Genomic DNA, 16,175 nt, shown 5'->3' with positions numbered 1-16,175 from the left:
GGAATAAACGCCGGGAGAGCCATCGCTCCCCCGCACTGGTCCTGGTCATTTCCATCGCAGCCCTCTTCGTCCCGGCCAACCCCGCCCAGGCCGCCTCCTCCTACGGCATAAAGGCCGTCGCGGTCGCCGCTTCCAAGAAGGGCGCCCCCTACGTCTACGGCGCCACCGGGCCCAGGGAATTCGACTGCTCGGGCCTCACCCTCTACGCCTTCCGCGAGGCGGGCCGGACCCTGCCCCGTACGGCGGAGGCGCAGTACGAGAACACCCGCCGCATCCCGCGCGACCGGCGCGCCCCCGGAGACCTGGTCTTCTTCCCCAGCGGGCGGACCATGGGCCACGTCGGCATCTACGCCGGCCACGACAAGATCTGGCACGCCCCCCAACCCGGCACCCGCGTAAGGCTCGAACGCATCTGGACGGGCGCGGTGCACTACACCCGGGCGAACTGAGCCCGCACGACGACCCCTGACGCGCCGAGGCCCGGGGGCCGCGTCGGCGCGGCCCCCGGACCGGGATCGGAAGACGGGATCACCCCCGCGGCGTCGGACGCCGGACGCTTTCACCCGTCCCGAAGGACGTCCCGAGGGACTTTCTTCCGACTACCAGCGGTACCACCGCCCACTGCTCCCCTTGGGACGGGCGACGAATCCGACAAGCCAGAGCACCAGGACCGCCAGAGCGATCCACCACAGGATCTTGATCGCGAAACCCGCGCCGAAAAGAAGCACGGCCAGCAGAAGCACCAGAAGCAGGGGAACCATGTTTATCAACCTCCAGGGAGCCGTATGCCCCCGACCCCCTCCCCCATGCACACCCGCGGCCCACGGATTTCTCCGGCCGAATTCCTCGCGACCTCCCACCATCCGGCGCGAAATACGCGAGGGCCACCCATCACGCCGAAACGGCAGGGTCGGAGAGAATTCACGACCCTGCCGCAAGGAAGGAAGAAGGACGGACGGAACGGGACCGACCGGATTCGAACCGGCGTCCTCCCACATGCGGTGAGGGCGCGACGACCACTGCGCTACGACCCCGTTCCGCCCGTGATCATAGAGCAGCGCCGGCCCGGTTCCGGCTCGTGGTGGGGTGGGCCCGGTCGTACGGTGGAGACAGCGGGAGGGGCGCGCGGCCCGCGGGTGGCTTCGGAGCGGGCCGGCGCGAGGTCGCGTGAGCGAAGTCCCCGAAAGCAGGTGCTCCCATGCGCAGCTCGACCCGTTTCGCCGGTGTCCTCGCCGGCCTGACCCTCACCCTCGGCGGCGCCGCGCTCGCCGCCCCCGCCGCCCGGGCGGACATCCCGGCGTGCGCCCGACTGGCGGGCCAGGCGGGCGCCGCCGACACCGACGCGGTGACGGCCGCCTGCCGGCTCGGCGTGAGCGGCGATCTACAGGGCTGCGTGAACGGCATGACCGAGGCGGGCGTCCCCGGCGGCGCCGCGGGCGGGGCCTGCCGCACGGCCGCCCACGAGCCGAGGTAGCACCGCCCGCGAGGTCCCTTCGAGACCCACTCCGAGACAGCGCCGGCCGTCCGCCCCACCAGGGGCGGACGGCCGGTCCGTCGTGCGCCCGCGAGCGCCTACGACGGCCTCCACAGGCCGGTCCCCGCCGGTTTCCGGACCTCGTTCCGGACCTCGTTCCGGAATCGTGACGCGAGGTCACCGACGGTCCGCCGAAGTCGCGTTGTCAGTGGTGGGGGCTAGGTTCGGGGTGTTGCCAAGGGCGTTTTCCGACAAGGAGTGGACGATGACCGAGAGCGGTATTCAGCCTGCGCTCAGGGTGGTGCTGACAGACGTCAACGAGCGTGTGGTGGAGGCGTGGCGGGCGGCGTTCGCGGACACCCCCGGCATCGAGATCCGCAAGGGTTCGATCCTCGACGAGGACGTCGACGCCTGGGTCACCCCGACCAACTCCCAGGGGCGGATGGACGGTGGCGTCGACGCCGTCATCAAGCGCTACCTCGGATCCGGGATCCAGCTGCGCGTGCGGCGGGCGATCCGCGACCGGTTCTCCGGCGCCCTCCCGGTGGGCAGCGCGGTCTGCGTCCCCTCGGGGGCGGCCGTGCCCCGGTTCCTGATATCGACGCCGACGATGGTGGGGTCCTCGCAGAACGTGAGTGCCACGCTGAACGTGGCCCTGGCGTGCGCCGCCGCGTTCCAGGCCGTCCACCGGCAGAACCGGAAGGCGCCGGGCAGCATCCGGTCGGTGGCGTTGGTCGGGATGGGCGCGCAGACGGGGCGGGTGCCGGCCCGGGTCTGCGCCAACCTGATGTGGACCGGCTACACGCTCTTCCACGACCACTGGTTCGAGGACGACGACGAGCTGCGGGCCACGATCGCCGCGCAGTTGGGCGGCATCGAGGACGCGCCGGTCGAGCAGCGGGTCCGCATCGTGCCGCCGCCGGCCGCGGCGTCCGCCCCACCGCACGCGCACCCCCCTGTCCACCCCACCGCCACCGCGACGAACGAAGGCCCCTCCCCCGTGACCGACGTGACCGACCCGACCGACCCCACCGAAGCGAACGCCGTGACCGACGCGAACGACCCGCTGGGGCTCGCGCCGCTCTTCGACGGCGGCGGCGAGCCCTGGCTGCCCCTCCTGGCGCCCGTCATCGAGGCGCAGCCGGAGGCCGCCCGGTTCATCGGCAAGGGGCGCAGCCCCGAGGTGGTACCGGTGCGCGAGCTGACGTTCCAGGCGCTCAAGCCCCATCCGCCGCACAAGTGGAAGGTCGTCGTCTTCGGGCAGAACCCGTACCCGCGCCCGGAGAGCGCGACGGGCATCGCCATGTTCGACAACACGTTCAACGACTGGAAGGACAGCCAGTTCGGCCGGGTGGTCAGCATCCGCTGCATCATCAAGGCGGCGGCGATGTGGAAGTACGGCATCGCCAAGAAGACGCCCATCGCGGACGTGCGCGCGCTGTTGAAGGAGCGGGACACCGTCCAGCCGCCGGAGTGGTTCCAGGCGATGCTGACCCAGGGCGTGTTGCTGCTGAACGCCTCGCTCACCGCGAGCGGTGACGGGGCGATGGGCGCGGACCGGCACACGGCGTTCTGGCGGCCGGTCGCCGAGCGGATCGTCGAGGAGATCCTCAAGGCCAAGCAGGACGCCGACGAGGAGGACCGCGGGGTCGTGTTCGCCTGGTGGGGGGCGCACGCGCGCAGCCTGAAGCGGATCGTCCTGCGGCTCCAGGAGAAGTACCCGGACGTCGAGGTCCGGCACATCGACCACGCGAACCCGGCCGCGCAGGGCGACCTGTTCTGCGAGGGCGAGCACTTCGGCATGGTGAACGAGGCCCTCGCCTCGCTGGGCGCCGACGGGGTCGACTGGCTGCCGAGCAAGGGCTGGGACGAGGGGGCGGCCGGCGACGGCGGTTCGGACGGCGCCGTCGCGGCGCGCATGGGCGCCTTCATCGAGTCGACCATGAACCTGCACCAGATGTATCTGGAGCGCCTGACCAGCGTGAAGGACGAGGGGCTGGTCCTGCCCGCGATCACCGGTGTGTTCGACACCCCGCTCCTGGACTTCCGGGAGGCCGTCGCGCCCGTGGCCGAGACGCTGGCGGGGCTCTCGGGGCACATCGACCGGTCGCTGGACTTCGGCAAGCGGCGGGCGGACGAGTCGGCCGCCGGCCTGTCCGCCGACGCGATCTCCGCCCTCTACCTGTACACGTGCGAGTCCGCCTTCTACCGCGAGATCAACGCCGTCCTGCGCTCCCCCGACCGCGGCCGGGTCACGCCGTACCTGCCCTACCTGCGGCTGCTGTTCTCGGCCGTCTCGGGGCTGCCGAACCACGACCGGTCGCTGTGGCGCGGCGTGTCGCTGGACCTGCGCGCGCAGTACCCGGTGGGGCGGACGGTGACCTGGTGGGGCGTCTCCTCGTGCACCTCCGAGGCGAACGTGGCCCGGTCCTTCCTGGGCAGCCGCGGCAAGCGGACGCTCTTCGAGGTGACACCGGCCCGGGCCGTGGGGATCCGGAACTTCTCGGCGTTCACCGGGGAGGAGGAGTACATCCTCGCGCCGGGCACGCAGCTCAAGGTGACGGACGTCCGCAGCGAGCGGGGCGGTCTGTGCACGGTGAAGCTGACCGAGGTGACGGACGTCGCTCCCCTCGTGTCCTGATCCGGCTCCCGCGCCGGTGACGGCCGCAGGGCTCCCGCTCACCGGGTCCGATGACCGGTCCGGTGACCGGGAGCCCCGCGCCCCGCGTCAGGGCGTCCTCAACAGGGGCGCACGGACTGGAGGTTGTGTACGTAGCGGGCCGACACCCAGCCGTTGACGCCCTGGAGGCGGTACCAGACGGGGTTGCCGTCCACCCAGCCGCCCCGCTTCTGGCAGTTGAGCCGTACGCGCTGGTGCGGTCGGAGCGTCTTGACGACCTTGGAGTACACCGTGGGCTTCTGGCGGACGTGGAGCGGGGCGTTGGAGGTGACCTCTCCCACCGGGTGGGCGGCCTTCGGCGCGGCGGGCGTCGCCGAGGGCGTCGCGTGCCGCTCGGCGGTCCAACCGGGGGCGGCGGCCGTCGGGCCGACCGCCAGGGCCGCTCCGACGGCCATCACGAGCAGTGCTTTCTTCATGTGCGAGCCCTCGCTTCAGCGAATCGACGTGCGTCGGGCGTCCTCGACGCCCTCAGCGACTATCCGCGCGAATCGGGCGCGAGTGGGGTGGACACGCCCGAATTCCCCCGGTTGGCCCCGCCGTTCCTTCGCCCGCACCCGCGACCCGCACCCCACTGCCGGGGTTCGGGTCGCGGGTGCGGGCGGAGCGCGGGGTCAGTCGGTGTCCTCCGCGGCCAGGCTGAGGGCGAGGGCCTGGAGCAGTTCCTCGGTGTCGGTGTCGAGTCCGGCGCCGTCGAGGGCGGTGGCGACCACGTCGAAGGCGAGGATGAACCCGTTCACCAGGGCGTTGAGGGGGTGCGACACCTGTCGCAGCACCGCCAGTCCCGTCTCCTCCACGCCGGCGCCGACCGGGACGACGAACTCGCTGGGGACCACCTCTCCCAACAGGTTCGAGACGAATTCGCTGTCCGCACCGGAGCGCAGGGCCGTGAGCGCGGCGATCGCCTTGAGTTGGATCTCGTTGTCCGTCATCGCGCGAGCCTACGCGGCGGTGCGGTTCGAACCGCTCAGGACCGCACCGGGTGCGCGTGCGGGCCGGCGGCCTCCGACCGTCGTACCTCCTCGCCGAGCGTGCGCAGCCGGTCGGGGCCCAGCGCGCGGCGCAGCCGCGGGAAGAGGTTCTCCTCCTCGGCCCACACGTGCGCGGTGACCTCGGCCTTCAGCACCACGATGAGCCGGTCGAAGTCGGGCCGGCCGGCGTCGAGCCCTTCGAGGTCCCCGAGGATCCGCGCGATCCGGGCGTGTGCGGCGAGTTCCTGGTCCGCGACGAGGCCGCCGTCGGGCAGGTGGTCGCGGACGGCCGGGTGGAGGTGCTCCGCCTCGGCCGTCGCGTGCCGGGCGAGGCCGGCGGTCAGCCGCGCGGCGGTGGTCTGCCGTTCGACCGGCGCGGGCGCGCGCTCGATGATGTCGAACATCTCGTCCAGTTCACGGTGCTGTGCGGTCAGTTCGGCGATGACATCGCCTCCGTGTGCCATGGCACGGCTCCCTTCCCGTGGGGTCGACGGCCGGCCCGGCGCCGGCCTGTCGCGCGGGTACCCGGGGTGGCCCCGGGCTAACGGCCGGCGCCGCAGCTCGTGGCGCATGTGACGTGTGGTGCCAAAGTGATTTCTGGGAAGGCGGGCACGCATGCAGCACGTCATCGTCCCCGTACGTTCCCTGATAGGCCGTCGTCGGGAGCCGATCGTCCTCCAGACGATCCGCTCGACGGCGGCGGCCGTCGTGTCCTACGTCGTCGCGCTGTGGCTGAGCAGCGAGCCCGCGCCCCTGACGGCGCCGCTGACGGCGCTGCTCGTGGTGCAGGTGACGCTCTACACCACCCTGACCACCGGCGTCAGACGGGTGAACTCCGTCGTCGCGGGCGTCCTGGTCGCCATCGGGTTCAGCACCCTCGTCGGCCTGACCTGGTGGAGCCTCGGGCTGGTCATCCTGACCGCGCTGATCGTCGGCCACCTCGTACGGGTCGACGAGTTCGTCCCCGAGGTCGCGATCAGCGCGATGCTGGTGCTCGGGGTGACACGGGTGGCGGCGACCGCCTGGGACCGGGTGCTGGAGACGTTGATCGGGGCCGTCGTGGGGCTCCTGTTCAACCTCTTCCTCGCGCCGCCGGTGTGGGTGGCGCCCGCGAACGAGGCGATCGCCTCGCTGTCGCGACGGATGCGCGACCTGCTCGTCCACCTCGGCGACGAACTGGCCGAACACACGCCGGTCGAGAAGGCGACGGCCCGGCTGCACGAGGCACGGCGCCTGGACGGCGACATCACCGAGGTGGACGCGGCGCTGCGGCGGGCCGAGGACAGCCTGCGCCTCAACCCCCGCGTGAAGGAGGGGCTGCTGTTCCGGCTGGTGCTCCGTACGGGCCTGGACACGCTGGAGATCTGCGCCGTGGTGCTGCGGGTGTCCTGCCGCACGCTGACGGACCTGGCCCGGGCGCGCGGCGGCGGCTCCCTGTTCCCGGACGAGGCGGCCGGCGCGCTGCGGGAGCTGTTCGGGCACATGGCGGTCGCCGTCGAGAGCTTCGCGGTGTTGATCACCGCCCAGATCAGTTCGAGCGCGCAGGAGGCGGAGACCGCACTGGCGCGGGAGCTGGAGGCGGCCCGGACCTGCCGGGAGCGGGCCGCGCGGCTGCTGGCGGAGCGGGCGCGGGCGCACCCGGGGGAATGGCAGCTCTACGGCGCCCTGCTCGCGGAGGTGGACCGGGTGCTGGACGAGCTGGGGGTGGAGAAGCGGTCCGAGCGGCTCGTGGAGGAGCTGGACCGGCACGCGCGCACCCGGCGCGAGCGGGCCGGCCGACTGCGGCGACCGGTGCGGCCGTGGCGTCGCGGGGCGCCGGCGGGCCGCCCCTGAGGTCCTCCCGGGCGGCCGGTCCGGGAAGGACGCCGATCGGCCGCGGAGCGGAGGTCGCTCAGCCGGGCCAGGTTCCCGACAGGCGGCGGACGGCGACCGCGCCGGACCGTTCCACGGCCGCCTTGACCAGGGCGAAGATGGCTCCCTGGACGGCGGCCGCGAGGAGGATCTCGCGCCACCGGCGGTCCTCGTCGGTGGCGTTCGGGGCGTCGTCCTGGTGGCCGGCGAGCTTCCACACCTGTTTGAACAGCGCACCGGCCAGCAGGCCGGCCCCGGCCCCGAGGGCCAGGCCGACCGGTTTGTAGGCGACCTTCGCTGCCTTCATGGCGGACCTCCGCTTCGTGGTCGGCTTCGTCACGGGCCCGTCTTCCCCCGCAGGGGTCGCGCACACGCCGCGGCTCTCGGCGAACGTCCCCGGTCCCGGGGTGTCCGTTCGGGCTGGGCGGGTACAAGGGCGCCACGGGACGACACGAGACCACGAAGCCGAGGACGGGGTGAGAGCACGTGCGCACCATGGGAGCGGACACCGGCGGGCCCACATCGGGTGCCCGCGCACCTGCCGTGCGCCAGCGCCGCCGGCTCGGCCTGCGCGGCGCGGGCAGGCCGGTCGCGCGGGGTCGCGAGTTCGCCCGTGAGGCGCTCAGGGACTGGGGCTGGGACGGTCTCGACACCGCGGAGGACGCGCTCCTGGTGGTGTCCGAGCTCGTCACGAACGCCAATCTGCACGCCGGTGGCTGTCACGAGCTGGCGCTCCGCGGCGGGGACGCGTTCCGCGTCGAGGTGTACGACGGCGGCGGCGACCTGCCGAAGGCGCCGCCCGCGGCCCGCCCCGGCACCCCGGGCGGGCACGGCCTGTGGATAGTGCGCAGGCTCGCCGACCGCTGGGGCTGCGAGACCCACGCGCACGGCAAGGTGGTGTGGGCCGAGATCGACGGGGCGCGGCTGCGCTCGGGCCGCCCGCGCGGCGTCCGGGTCGGCTGACGCCGCGCGGGGCGTGCCGTCAGCCGACCTGGATGCCGATCAGGCAGGTGTCGTCGTCCGTGTCGGAGCGGCTCTCGACGAGGAGCCGGTCGAGCCGGCGGTCGAGGTCCCCGGCGCAGGAGGCGGCCGCCTGCACGAGGTGGCCGAGTGAGTCCTGCACCGAGGAGTCCCGGCGCTCGACCAGCCCGTCCGTGTACATCAGGAGGGTGTCGTCCGGTTCGAGGCGCACCTCCCGCTCGGCGTAGGTCACGTCGGGGAGCGCCCCGAGGAGCAGGCCCTCGATGAGGGGGAAGGCCTCGGCGTCGTCGCCGCGCACGAGGACGGGCGGCAGGTGGCCGGCGCGGGCCCAGCGCATCACCCGTGTGCGGGGGTCGAAGATCCCGCAGACGGCGGTGGCCGTGACGTGTTTGGCCAGGTGGTGGGTGACGGTGTTGAGCCAGGACAGCAGCTGGGCGGGCCCCGCTCCGGTGACGGCGAGGCCGCGCAGGGCGTTGCGCAGGACGACCATGCCCGTGGCGGCCTCGATGCCGTGGCCGGCCACGTCCCCCACGGAGAGCATGACGAGCCCCGAGGGCAGTACGACGGTGTCGTACCAGTCGCCGCCGACGAGCGACTCGGTCTCGGCGGGGCGGTAGCGGACGGCCACCCGCAGGCCCGGGGCCTCGATGGCCTGCGGGGTCGGGGGCATGATGGCGTGCTGGAGCTGGAGGGCGAGCCGGTTGCGTTCGGCGGACTCGGCGGCGGTGTGGGCGAGTTGGTCCCGGGTCGCGGCGAGGGCCACCTCGGTCCAGTGCTGGGCGGAGACGTCCTGGTAGGCGCCCCGTACGGCGTGCAGGCGCCCGTCGGCGTCGAGGACGGGTTCGGCGACGACGCGGATGTGGCGGGTGATCCCGTCGGCCCGGCGCAGCCGCAGGTCGACGGAGGCCGGGCGGCGGTAGCCCACCACGGCGCGCAGGAACCGGCCCAGGGCGGCGGAGTCGTCGGGGTGGGCGTAGTCGGGCAGCTCGCGCAGTCGGACGGGGGGCGCCGTGGCGGGCAGTCCGTGCAGGGCGTACAGCTGTGCGTTCCAGGTGACCTCGTCGGTGAGGAGGTTCTCCTCGAAGCCGCCGATCCGGCCGAGGCGCTGGGCGTGCTGGAGGAGGTCGGCCAGTCGCGCCGTCTCGTCCTCGACGCGCCAGATCAGCAGGACGGCCGCGCCGTGTCGGCTGACGCTGATGTCCGCGACCGAGGTGAGGGGGATCTGGTCGACGAGTGCGGTCAGGCTCATGCGTCGGGCCCGGAAGGGTTCGCCGGTGGCGTGCACGCGCTCGATGATGTCGAACAGTCCGCTCTCCCCGGCGGCCATCGGGTAGGCCTCCAGCAGCAGGGCGCCGTTGAGGTCGCCGCGCGGCCGGCCGGCGGGGTCGACGAAGCGGCTGCCGGCGTGCCGGATCCGGAAGTCGCCCAGGCGTCCCTCGGCGTCGATCACCGGGGTGAGGACGACGGCGGGGTCGTGCAGCCCTTCGGCGAGGTCGATCAGCTCCGCCACGTCGGGGAGCACGGCTTCGGCGGCGGCGTGGTCGCGTGGGGGCGAGGTGTCCATGGTGCGGGCGCAGAGTTCCGCGAGGGCCTCGATCTGGCGTTCGATCCGAGGGGGCTGTGGTGCCAGGGGCCCGGGCCAGCAGATCTCCAGGACGCCGTGTATCCGTCCACCGGTCCCGGCCGGTACGGCCATGCGGCCGCCCTCGGGCCAGTGGAGACGGCCGATGGAGGGGGGTCCGCCCGGTTCGAGGCGGGCGAGGTCGACCAGACGCCGTTCGCGCAGGGCCAGACCGGCGACGGTCGAGACGCCCGGTGGTACGTGGCGCCAGCGGGCGGCCTCCCCGGGCGGGAAGCCCGCGTGGCCCGCGAGGGCCAGGGAACCGTCCGAGGCCGCGGTCCACACGGCGACGGCGACGGCGCCGAGCGGTGCGAGGGCGTTGGTCAGGAGGGACTCGGCCACCGCCTGCGTGTCGTCGGCGGCGGCCAGCACGCCGCTCTCGGCGGTGCGCAGCCGCACGGCGACGGTGGCGGGCTCCGCGTCCGGGCCGGCGGACCCTGTGGTGTCGGGGCGGGCGCCGGCTCCGGTGGGGGCCGCGCCGGCGGTGCGTTCGACGAACTCGGCGGCGACCTCGCTGACGTGGTCGCGGGCGGCCTGGTTGACGATGTCGGCGGCGAGTTCGAGCGGGGACAACCCGCTCTCGCGGCACAGCTCGTCGAGCTGGTGCGCCGCGGCGGCCGGGGTGCAGCCGATCTGCCCGATCAGGATGCCCTTGGCGAGTTCGATCAGGGCCCTCCCGTCGGCCGCCGCGTGCGCCTCCCGCACCTCCCGGCGCAACCGTTCGACGGTGGCCACCAGCCGCCCCAGAGGCGAGGGGGCCTGGTGCGGTACGGCGCCCCGCGCGGGCCCCGTGACCGCCGCTCCCGCGGGGGGCCGGTCGTCGTACCGCTGTGTGTCGGGGGTGCTCACCGTGCTGCCGACTCCTTGCTGGGGCGGTCCGGGTCCGCGGGACCGGGCCGTACGGGGCGTACGCGTGCGGGTCGTGCGCCCGCCGAGGTCACGGGCGCCTCGGGGGCTCCCGGGGCGGCGGCGGGGGCGGCGGCCGTCATCGTGTCAGCCAGTGCCGGACGCGGGCGATGAGGTCGTCGGTGTCCACGGGCTTGGTCACGTAGTCGCTGGCCCCGGCGGCGAGGCTCTTCTCCCGGTCGCCGGGCATCGCCTTGGCGGTGACCGCGATGATGGGCAGGCCCGCGTAGGCGGGCATCCGGCGGATCTCGGCGGTGGCCGCGTAGCCGTCCAGTTCCGGCATCATCACGTCCATCAGGATCAGGTCGACGCCCGTGTCGCGCAGGAGCGTGTCGATGCCCTTGCGCCCGTCCTCGGCGTGCAGGACGCGGACGCCGTGGAGTTCGAGGACCCCGCTGAGGGCGTAGAGGTTGCGCGCGTCGTCGTCGACGACGAGGACGGTCCGGCCGGCCAGGTCGTCGTCGAGCACGTGGGCCGGCTGCTGGCGCTCCGCGCCGTTCCCGAGGGGGAGCACGTCCCCCGGCTGGTCGGCGGACAGGTGCAGGACGATCCGTTCGCGCAGCTCGTCCAGGCTCGACAGGAGTTCCAGGTGGCGGGAGGCGCTCCGCTCCCGCAGCGCCCTGTCCTGGCCCGTCTTCAGGCGGGGGTTGTTGTGCGCGAGGACCGGCAGGGCGGACAGGGCCGGGTCCCCGTCGAGGGCGTCGAGGAAGCGCAGGGCCTCGCCGTCGGGCATGTCGAGTTCGAGGACGACGCAGTGGAACGAGTCGGACGCCAGGGCCGCGGCGGCCTCCCGCGAACTCGTCGCGTTGACCACCTGGATGCCCCCGTGGTCCCCCACCGAGCGGTGGCCGGGGGCGATGTCCCGGTCGGCGCTCTCGGCCACGAGGGACAGCAGCCCGTTGGGGCGCTCCTCGATCACCAGGAGGCGGCGGGTCTGGCGTTGCGGCGGGAGGAGGAGGGACGCGCGACCCGGCTCGGAGCCGGACGCGGAGCCGTCGTGGGTGGCGGGCGCCGACGGGTCGGGCAGCGGCGAGGCCTCGTAGTCGGCCCGGCTGACCGGCAGGTAGAGGGTGAAGGTGCTGCCCTGTCCCGGGGTGCTCTCCGCGGTGACGGCGCCGCCGAGGAGCTGGGCGATCTCGCGGCTGATGGAGAGCCCGAGGCCGGTGCCGCCGTACTTGCGGCTGGTGGTGCCGTCGGCCTGTTGGAAGGCGCCGAAGACGGACTCCAGGTGCTGCTCGGGGATGCCGATGCCGGTGTCGCGGACCCGGAAGGCCACCACGGGGCCGCGGCCGGGCAGCCCGGCGGGGACCTCGGGTGCCGTGGCCGGTTCGATGCGCAGCTCGACGCCGCCGCGTTCGGTGAACTTGACGGCGTTGGAGAGGAGGTTGCGCAGGATCTGGCGCAGTCGCGCGTCGTCGGTGAGCAGGTCGGCCGGGGCGTCGGGGGCGGTGGTGACGGTGAAGTCGAGGCTCTTTTGGCTGGTCATCGGCCGGAAGGTGGCGTCGACGTGTTCCAGCAGCTGGGGCAGGTGGACCCGTTCGGGATTGATGTCCATCTTCCCGGCCTCGACCTTGGAGAGGTCGAGGATGTCGTTGATCAGCTGGAGGAGGTCGGAGCCGGCCGAGTGGATGATGCCCGCGTACTCGACCTGCTTCGGGGAGAGGTTGCGGGTCGGGTTCTGGGCGAGCAGTTGGGCCAGGATCAGCAGGCTGTTGAGCGGTGTCCGCAGCTCGTGGCTCATGTTCGCCAGGAACTCGGACTTGTACTTGGAGGCCAGCGACAGTTGCTGGGCGCGGTCCTCCAGTTCCTGCCGGGCCTGTTCGATCTCCAGGTTCTTGGCCTCGATGTCGTGGTTCTGGCTGGCGAGGAGGGCGGCCTTCTCCTCCAGTTCGGCGTTGGAGCGCTGGAGTTCCTCCTGCTGGACCTGGAGTTCCGCCGAGCGGGCCTGGAGTTCGCCGGTGAGGCGCTGGGACTCGCCCAGGAGTTCGTCCGTCCGGGCGTTGGCGACGATCGTGTTGACGTTGACGCCGATGGTCTCCATCAACTGGCCGAGGAAGTCGCGGTGCACCGGGGTGAAGGCGCTGAAGGAGGCGAGCTCGATCACGCCGAGCACCTGGTCCTCCACCACGATGGGCAGGATGATCAGGCTGCCGGGGGTGGTGTGGCCGAGGCCCGAGGAGATCACGTAGGCGGCGGGCACCTGGTCCGTGGCGATGATCCGGTGACTGCGGGCGGCCTGTCCGACGAGGGACTCGCCCAGCGCGAAGCGGGTGCGCTCGCCGGTGCCGGCGGGGCGGCCGTAGGAGCCGACGAGGGTGAGTTCGGTGCCGTGGGGGCCGTCCTCGGCGAGGTAGAAGGCTCCGTACTGGGCGGCGACGAGCGGGGTCAGCTCGTCCATCACGAGCTCGGCGACGACGGCGAGGTCGCGGTGGCCCTGCATGAGGTCCGAGACCCGGGCGAGGTTGGTCTTGAGCCAGTCCTGTTCCTGGTTGGCGCGGGTGGACTCGCGCAGCGAGCCGACCATCGAGTTGATGTTGTCCTTGAGTTCGGCGACCTCGCCGGAGGCGTCGACGGTGATCGAGCGCGTCAGGTCGCCCTCGGCGACGGCGCTGGCGACCTCGGCGATGGCCCGGACCTGGCGGGTGAGATTGCCGGCCAGCTCGTTGACGTTCTCCGTCAGCCGCTTCCAGGTGCCGGAGACCCCCTCGACCTCGGCCTGGCCGCCGAGCCGTCCCTCGCTGCCCACCTCGCGGGCCACGCGGGTGACCTCGGCGGCGAAGGAGGACAACTGGTCGACCATCGTGTTGATGGTGGTCTTCAGCTCCAGGATCTCCCCGCGCGCGTCCACGTCGATCTTCTTCGACAGGTCGCCGTTGGCGACGGCCGTCGTGACGAGGGCGATGTTGCGGACCTGACCGGTGAGGTTGTTCGCCATGGAGTTGACGTTGTCGGTGAGGTCCTTCCAGGTCCCCGCCACGTTGGGGACGTGCGCCTGCCCGCCGAGCCGGCCCTCCGTGCCGACCTCGCGGGCCACGCGCGTGACCTCGTCCGCGAACGCCGAGAGGGTGTCCACCATCGTGTTGATGACCCCGGCCAGCGCGGCGACCTCGCCCTCCGCCTCCACCACGATCTTCTGCGAGAGGTCGCCCCGGGCCACGGCGGTGGCGACCTGGGCGATGGAACGCACCTGACCGGTGAGGTTGGACGCCATCACGTTGACGTTGTCGGTGAGGTCCTTCCAGGTGCCGGACACGCCCCGGACCGTGGCCTGACCGCCGAGGTTGCCCTCGGTGCCCACCTCGCGGGCCACGCGCGTGACCTCGTCCGCGAACGCCGACAGCTGGTCGACCATCGTGTTGATGGTCTCCTTCAGCTCCAGGATCTCCCCGCGCGCGTCCACCCGGATCTTCTGCGTCAGGTCGCCCTGGGCCACGGCCGTGGTGACCTCGGCGATGGAACGCACCTGGGCGGTCAGGTTGTCGGCCATGACGTTGACCGACTCCGTCAGGTCCTTCCAGGTGCCGGAGACGCCCTTGACGTCCGCCTGCCCGCCGAGCCGACCCTCGGTGCCCACCTCACGGGCCACCCGCGTGACCTCGTCCGCGAACGCCGACAGCTGGTCGACCATCGTGTTGATGGTCTCCTTCAGCTCCAGGATCTCCCCGCGCGCGGCGACGTTGATCTTCTGCGAGAGGTCGCCCTTGGCCACGGCGGTGGCGACCTGGGCGATGGAACGCACCTGGGCGGTGAGGTTTCCGGCCATGAAGTTGACCGAATCCGTGAGGTCCCGCCAGGCCCCGCCGACGCCCGGGACCTCCGCCTGACCACCGAGCGTCCCCTCGGTGCCCACCTCGCGGGCCACCCGCGTGACCTCGGACGTGAACAGCGACAGCTGGTCGGTCATCCCGTTGAAGACCGTCGCGATCTCCCCGAGGAGCCCGTCCGCCGTATCGGGCAACCGGGTACGGAAGTCCCCGTCCCGCACGGCGGTGAGGCCGGCAAGCAACCGGCGCAGCTCCGACTCGCCGATCCCGTCCTCGCCCAGGAGCGCGGCAGGCCTGCTCGCCGACTCCGGGCCCGTCCGCTCAGCCATCCCGACGACCTCATTCTGGAAAACGACCGTGCCGGTGCACGGGACAGGAACAGGAATTGAAACAGGGGCGGGGCGGGCCCGGGGGCCGGCCGGCGCCCGTCAGGACGCGGCGACGGCCGCCTCGACGCTGGGGTGCAGGGAGAGCACCGAATCGGCGCCCGTCAACGCGAACAGCCGGCGCAACTGCTCGCCCGGGGAGGCGATGCGCAGCGTGGTCGAGTGGTGCAGGCGCAGCAGCAGGTTCAGGAACGAGGAGTCCCCGAAGGTGATGGCGCTCGCGTCGAGGACCACCACCGGGTGACGGGCGGCGGCGGAGGCGAGCGCCTCCTCCAGAGGACCCAGCGTGTCCTGGTCGAGCTCCCCGCGCGCCGACACCACCCATCCGGCGCCGGCGGGGTGGACGCCGCCGACCACGCCCTCGTCGTTCGTGTCCCTTGCCCCGGTCATGTCCGCCTCCCCGGATCGTCACCAGTACGGTCTCCGCAAGGGAGTATGCCTGTTCACCGGCCGTTCGCGGCCCCCGGCCTCCGGACGCGCGGACGAGGCCGGCTGACAGACCGTCGGCCGAAAGCACGCCCGACGGAAAAGTTCGGGGCGGACCGTGTGAGACGCGGTTTCGGGGGCAAGAGCGCCCGAACAGTCGTCAGTCAATCGGGAGGGAGCGGCCACCATGTCGCGCTCGGCCACCGCCGTAAGCCCCGTTCACGCAGCAGTCGCGCAGTGTGCCCCCGTCGGGTCCGGCCCCGCAGGAGCCCCGGCGCGGGACGTGGAACTGCCCGAGGTGAAGAACGCCCGGGAGATGGCGCCCTCCGACGCGCGCGAGCTCTCCCGGCTCTTCTTCGTGAGCCTGCGCACCCTGGAGGAGGGCACCCGCGAGTACCAGTACGCCCGCAACACCCTCATCGAGATGAACCTCTCACTGGTCCAGTTCGCCGCGCGCCGGTTCCGGGCCCGCGTGCAGGGCGGGGGCCTGGACATGGACGACATCATCCAGGTGGGGATCATCGGGCTGATCAAGGCCATCGACCGCTACGACCCCGAGCGCGAGGTCGAGTTCTCCACGCTCGCCCTGCCGTACATCACCGGTGAGATAAAGCGCTACTTCCGCGACACCACCTGGGCCGTGCACGTACCGCGCAGGCTCCAGGAACTGCGCATGGAGCTCGCGAAGGCGCAGGAGGCGCTGACGGACGTCCTGGGCCGCGCCCCGACGGTCAGGGAGGTGGCGGAGCACCTCGAACTGACCGAGGAGGAGGTCATCGACGGGCTCGTCGCCGCGAACGGCTACACCAGCGGCTCCCTCGACAGCGCCGACAACGACGAGCCCTCGACGACGGCCCGGGCGACGCGCCCGCTGGCGGAGCGGCTCGGCGAGGTCGACCCCGCGATGGAGCTCTTCGAGGACTTCCACACCCTCGCCCCCCTGCTGGAGGAGCTGGACGAGCGCGACCGACTGATCCTGCGGCTGCGCTTCGGCCAGGAGAAGACCCAGGCGGAGATCGGCGCCGAGCTCGGCATCTCGCAGATGCAGGTCTCGCGACTGCTGTCGCGGACCCTGACCCGGCTGCGCGCCGGAATGCTCTCCGGGTAGGCGTGAGTCA

14 protein-coding genes and 1 tRNA gene are annotated in these 16,175 nt (G+C 72.7%); 6 read left to right on the top strand and 9 right to left on the bottom strand.

Features of this window, described 5'->3' with window-relative positions; genetic code table 11:
* Positions 1-35: 35 nt before the first annotated feature.
* Positions 36-449 (top strand): C40 family peptidase, encoded by a 414-nt coding sequence (locus AB0D01_RS24345; RefSeq protein ID WP_363058691.1) that lies wholly within the window; start codon positions 36-38, stop codon positions 447-449.
* A 150-nt stretch (positions 450-599) separates the two neighbouring features.
* Here AB0D01_RS24345 and AB0D01_RS24340 read toward each other — a convergent pair whose 3' ends face one another.
* Together AB0D01_RS24340 and AB0D01_RS24335 are read right to left on the bottom strand one after the other, a co-directional pair.
* Entirely contained in the window at positions 600-761 is a 162-nt protein-coding gene (locus AB0D01_RS24340; protein ID WP_363058603.1) for a hydrophobic protein, read from the bottom strand.
* 200 nt (positions 762-961) lie between these two features.
* Positions 962-1,034 (bottom strand) — tRNA-Ala (locus AB0D01_RS24335).
* Between the two features lie 164 nt (positions 1,035-1,198).
* On the opposite strand from AB0D01_RS24335, the gene AB0D01_RS24330 reads away from it, so the two are divergent.
* Entirely contained in the window at positions 1,199-1,474 is a 276-nt protein-coding gene (locus AB0D01_RS24330) for a hypothetical protein (RefSeq protein ID WP_363058601.1), read from the top strand.
* Positions 1,475-1,739: 265 nt separating this feature from the next.
* A complete protein-coding gene (locus AB0D01_RS24325) occupies positions 1,740-4,115 on the top strand; it encodes an ADP-ribosyltransferase domain-containing protein (RefSeq protein ID WP_363058599.1) in 2,376 nt (791 codons plus the stop codon).
* Positions 4,116-4,213: 98 nt separating this feature from the next.
* On the opposite strand, the gene AB0D01_RS24320 is transcribed toward AB0D01_RS24325, so the two are convergent.
* The 3 genes from AB0D01_RS24320 to AB0D01_RS24310 form a co-directional block, all read right to left on the bottom strand.
* Positions 4,214-4,570, bottom strand: coding sequence for an SH3 domain-containing protein (locus AB0D01_RS24320; protein ID WP_363058597.1), 357 nt, complete (start codon positions 4,568-4,570; stop codon positions 4,214-4,216).
* A 195-nt stretch (positions 4,571-4,765) separates the two neighbouring features.
* Positions 4,766-5,083 (bottom strand): hypothetical protein, encoded by a 318-nt coding sequence (locus AB0D01_RS24315; RefSeq protein WP_363058595.1) that lies wholly within the window; start codon positions 5,081-5,083, stop codon positions 4,766-4,768.
* A 35-nt stretch (positions 5,084-5,118) separates the two neighbouring features.
* The gene (locus tag AB0D01_RS24310) at positions 5,119-5,586 is read right to left on the bottom strand and encodes a hemerythrin domain-containing protein (RefSeq protein ID WP_363058593.1); all 468 of its coding nucleotides are present in this window, start codon (positions 5,584-5,586) and stop codon (positions 5,119-5,121) included.
* A 151-nt stretch (positions 5,587-5,737) separates the two neighbouring features.
* Between AB0D01_RS24310 and AB0D01_RS24305 the strand changes: the two genes are divergently transcribed.
* Complete coding sequence (locus tag AB0D01_RS24305; RefSeq protein ID WP_363058591.1) at positions 5,738-6,955, top strand: aromatic acid exporter family protein; 1,218 nt, start codon at positions 5,738-5,740, stop codon at positions 6,953-6,955.
* Between the two features lie 58 nt (positions 6,956-7,013).
* Here AB0D01_RS24305 and AB0D01_RS24300 read toward each other — a convergent pair whose 3' ends face one another.
* On the bottom strand, positions 7,014-7,280 hold the full coding sequence (locus tag AB0D01_RS24300; protein ID WP_363058589.1) for a DUF4235 domain-containing protein: 267 nt from the start codon (positions 7,278-7,280) through the stop codon (positions 7,014-7,016).
* Between the two features lie 188 nt (positions 7,281-7,468).
* Between AB0D01_RS24300 and AB0D01_RS24295 the strand changes: the two genes are divergently transcribed.
* A complete protein-coding gene (locus AB0D01_RS24295) occupies positions 7,469-7,936 on the top strand; it encodes an ATP-binding protein (protein ID WP_363058689.1) in 468 nt (155 codons plus the stop codon).
* 19 nt (positions 7,937-7,955) lie between these two features.
* Here the strand turns inward: AB0D01_RS24295 and AB0D01_RS24290 are convergent, their stop codons facing one another.
* The 3 genes from AB0D01_RS24290 to AB0D01_RS24280 form a co-directional block, all read right to left on the bottom strand.
* Positions 7,956-10,424: a SpoIIE family protein phosphatase gene (locus AB0D01_RS24290; RefSeq protein WP_363058587.1), complete on the bottom strand. Its 2,469-nt coding sequence runs from the start codon at positions 10,422-10,424 to the stop codon at positions 7,956-7,958.
* A gap of 136 nt (positions 10,425-10,560) precedes the next feature.
* Positions 10,561-14,574 (bottom strand): HAMP domain-containing protein, encoded by a 4,014-nt coding sequence (locus AB0D01_RS24285; RefSeq protein ID WP_363058585.1) that lies wholly within the window; start codon positions 14,572-14,574, stop codon positions 10,561-10,563.
* 99 nt (positions 14,575-14,673) lie between these two features.
* Positions 14,674-15,021 (bottom strand): STAS domain-containing protein, encoded by a 348-nt coding sequence (locus AB0D01_RS24280; protein WP_363058583.1) that lies wholly within the window; start codon positions 15,019-15,021, stop codon positions 14,674-14,676.
* Positions 15,022-15,244: 223 nt separating this feature from the next.
* Here AB0D01_RS24280 and AB0D01_RS24275 point away from each other — a divergent pair, with 223 nt between their 5' ends.
* Positions 15,245-16,165, top strand: a complete 921-nt coding sequence (locus AB0D01_RS24275) for a SigB/SigF/SigG family RNA polymerase sigma factor (RefSeq protein WP_363058581.1) — start codon at positions 15,245-15,247, stop codon at positions 16,163-16,165.
* The last annotated feature ends 10 nt before the right edge of the window (positions 16,166-16,175 follow it).

Source organism: Streptomyces sp. NPDC048606 (assembly GCF_040650855.1).
Lineage (GTDB): Bacteria > Actinomycetota > Actinomycetes > Streptomycetales > Streptomycetaceae > Streptomyces.
Note: the sequence above shows the minus strand (reverse complement) of the source record. Positions and strands in the feature narration are given on the sequence as shown.

Bases quoted from the DNA above. Each gene is read 5' to 3' on its own strand.
- AB0D01_RS24340 (WP_363058603.1), bottom strand. From the start codon at position 761: ATGGTTCCCCTGCTTCTGGTGCTTCTGCTGGCCGTGCTTCTTTTCGGC.
- AB0D01_RS24330 (WP_363058601.1), top strand. From the start codon at position 1,199: ATGCGCAGCTCGACCCGTTTCGCCGGTGTCCTCGCCGGCCTGACCCTC.
- AB0D01_RS24325 (WP_363058599.1), top strand. From the start codon at position 1,740: ATGACCGAGAGCGGTATTCAGCCTGCGCTCAGGGTGGTGCTGACAGAC.
- AB0D01_RS24320 (WP_363058597.1), bottom strand. From the start codon at position 4,570: ATGAAGAAAGCACTGCTCGTGATGGCCGTCGGAGCGGCCCTGGCGGTC.
- AB0D01_RS24315 (WP_363058595.1), bottom strand. From the start codon at position 5,083: ATGACGGACAACGAGATCCAACTCAAGGCGATCGCCGCGCTCACGGCC.
- AB0D01_RS24310 (WP_363058593.1), bottom strand. From the start codon at position 5,586: ATGGCACACGGAGGCGATGTCATCGCCGAACTGACCGCACAGCACCGT.
- AB0D01_RS24305 (WP_363058591.1), top strand. From the start codon at position 5,738: ATGCAGCACGTCATCGTCCCCGTACGTTCCCTGATAGGCCGTCGTCGG.
- AB0D01_RS24300 (WP_363058589.1), bottom strand. From the start codon at position 7,280: ATGAAGGCAGCGAAGGTCGCCTACAAACCGGTCGGCCTGGCCCTCGGG.
- AB0D01_RS24295 (WP_363058689.1), top strand. From the start codon at position 7,469: ATGGGAGCGGACACCGGCGGGCCCACATCGGGTGCCCGCGCACCTGCC.
- AB0D01_RS24285 (WP_363058585.1), bottom strand. From the start codon at position 14,574: ATGGCTGAGCGGACGGGCCCGGAGTCGGCGAGCAGGCCTGCCGCGCTC.
- AB0D01_RS24280 (WP_363058583.1), bottom strand. From the start codon at position 15,021: ATGACCGGGGCAAGGGACACGAACGACGAGGGCGTGGTCGGCGGCGTC.
- AB0D01_RS24275 (WP_363058581.1), top strand. From the start codon at position 15,245: ATGTCGCGCTCGGCCACCGCCGTAAGCCCCGTTCACGCAGCAGTCGCG.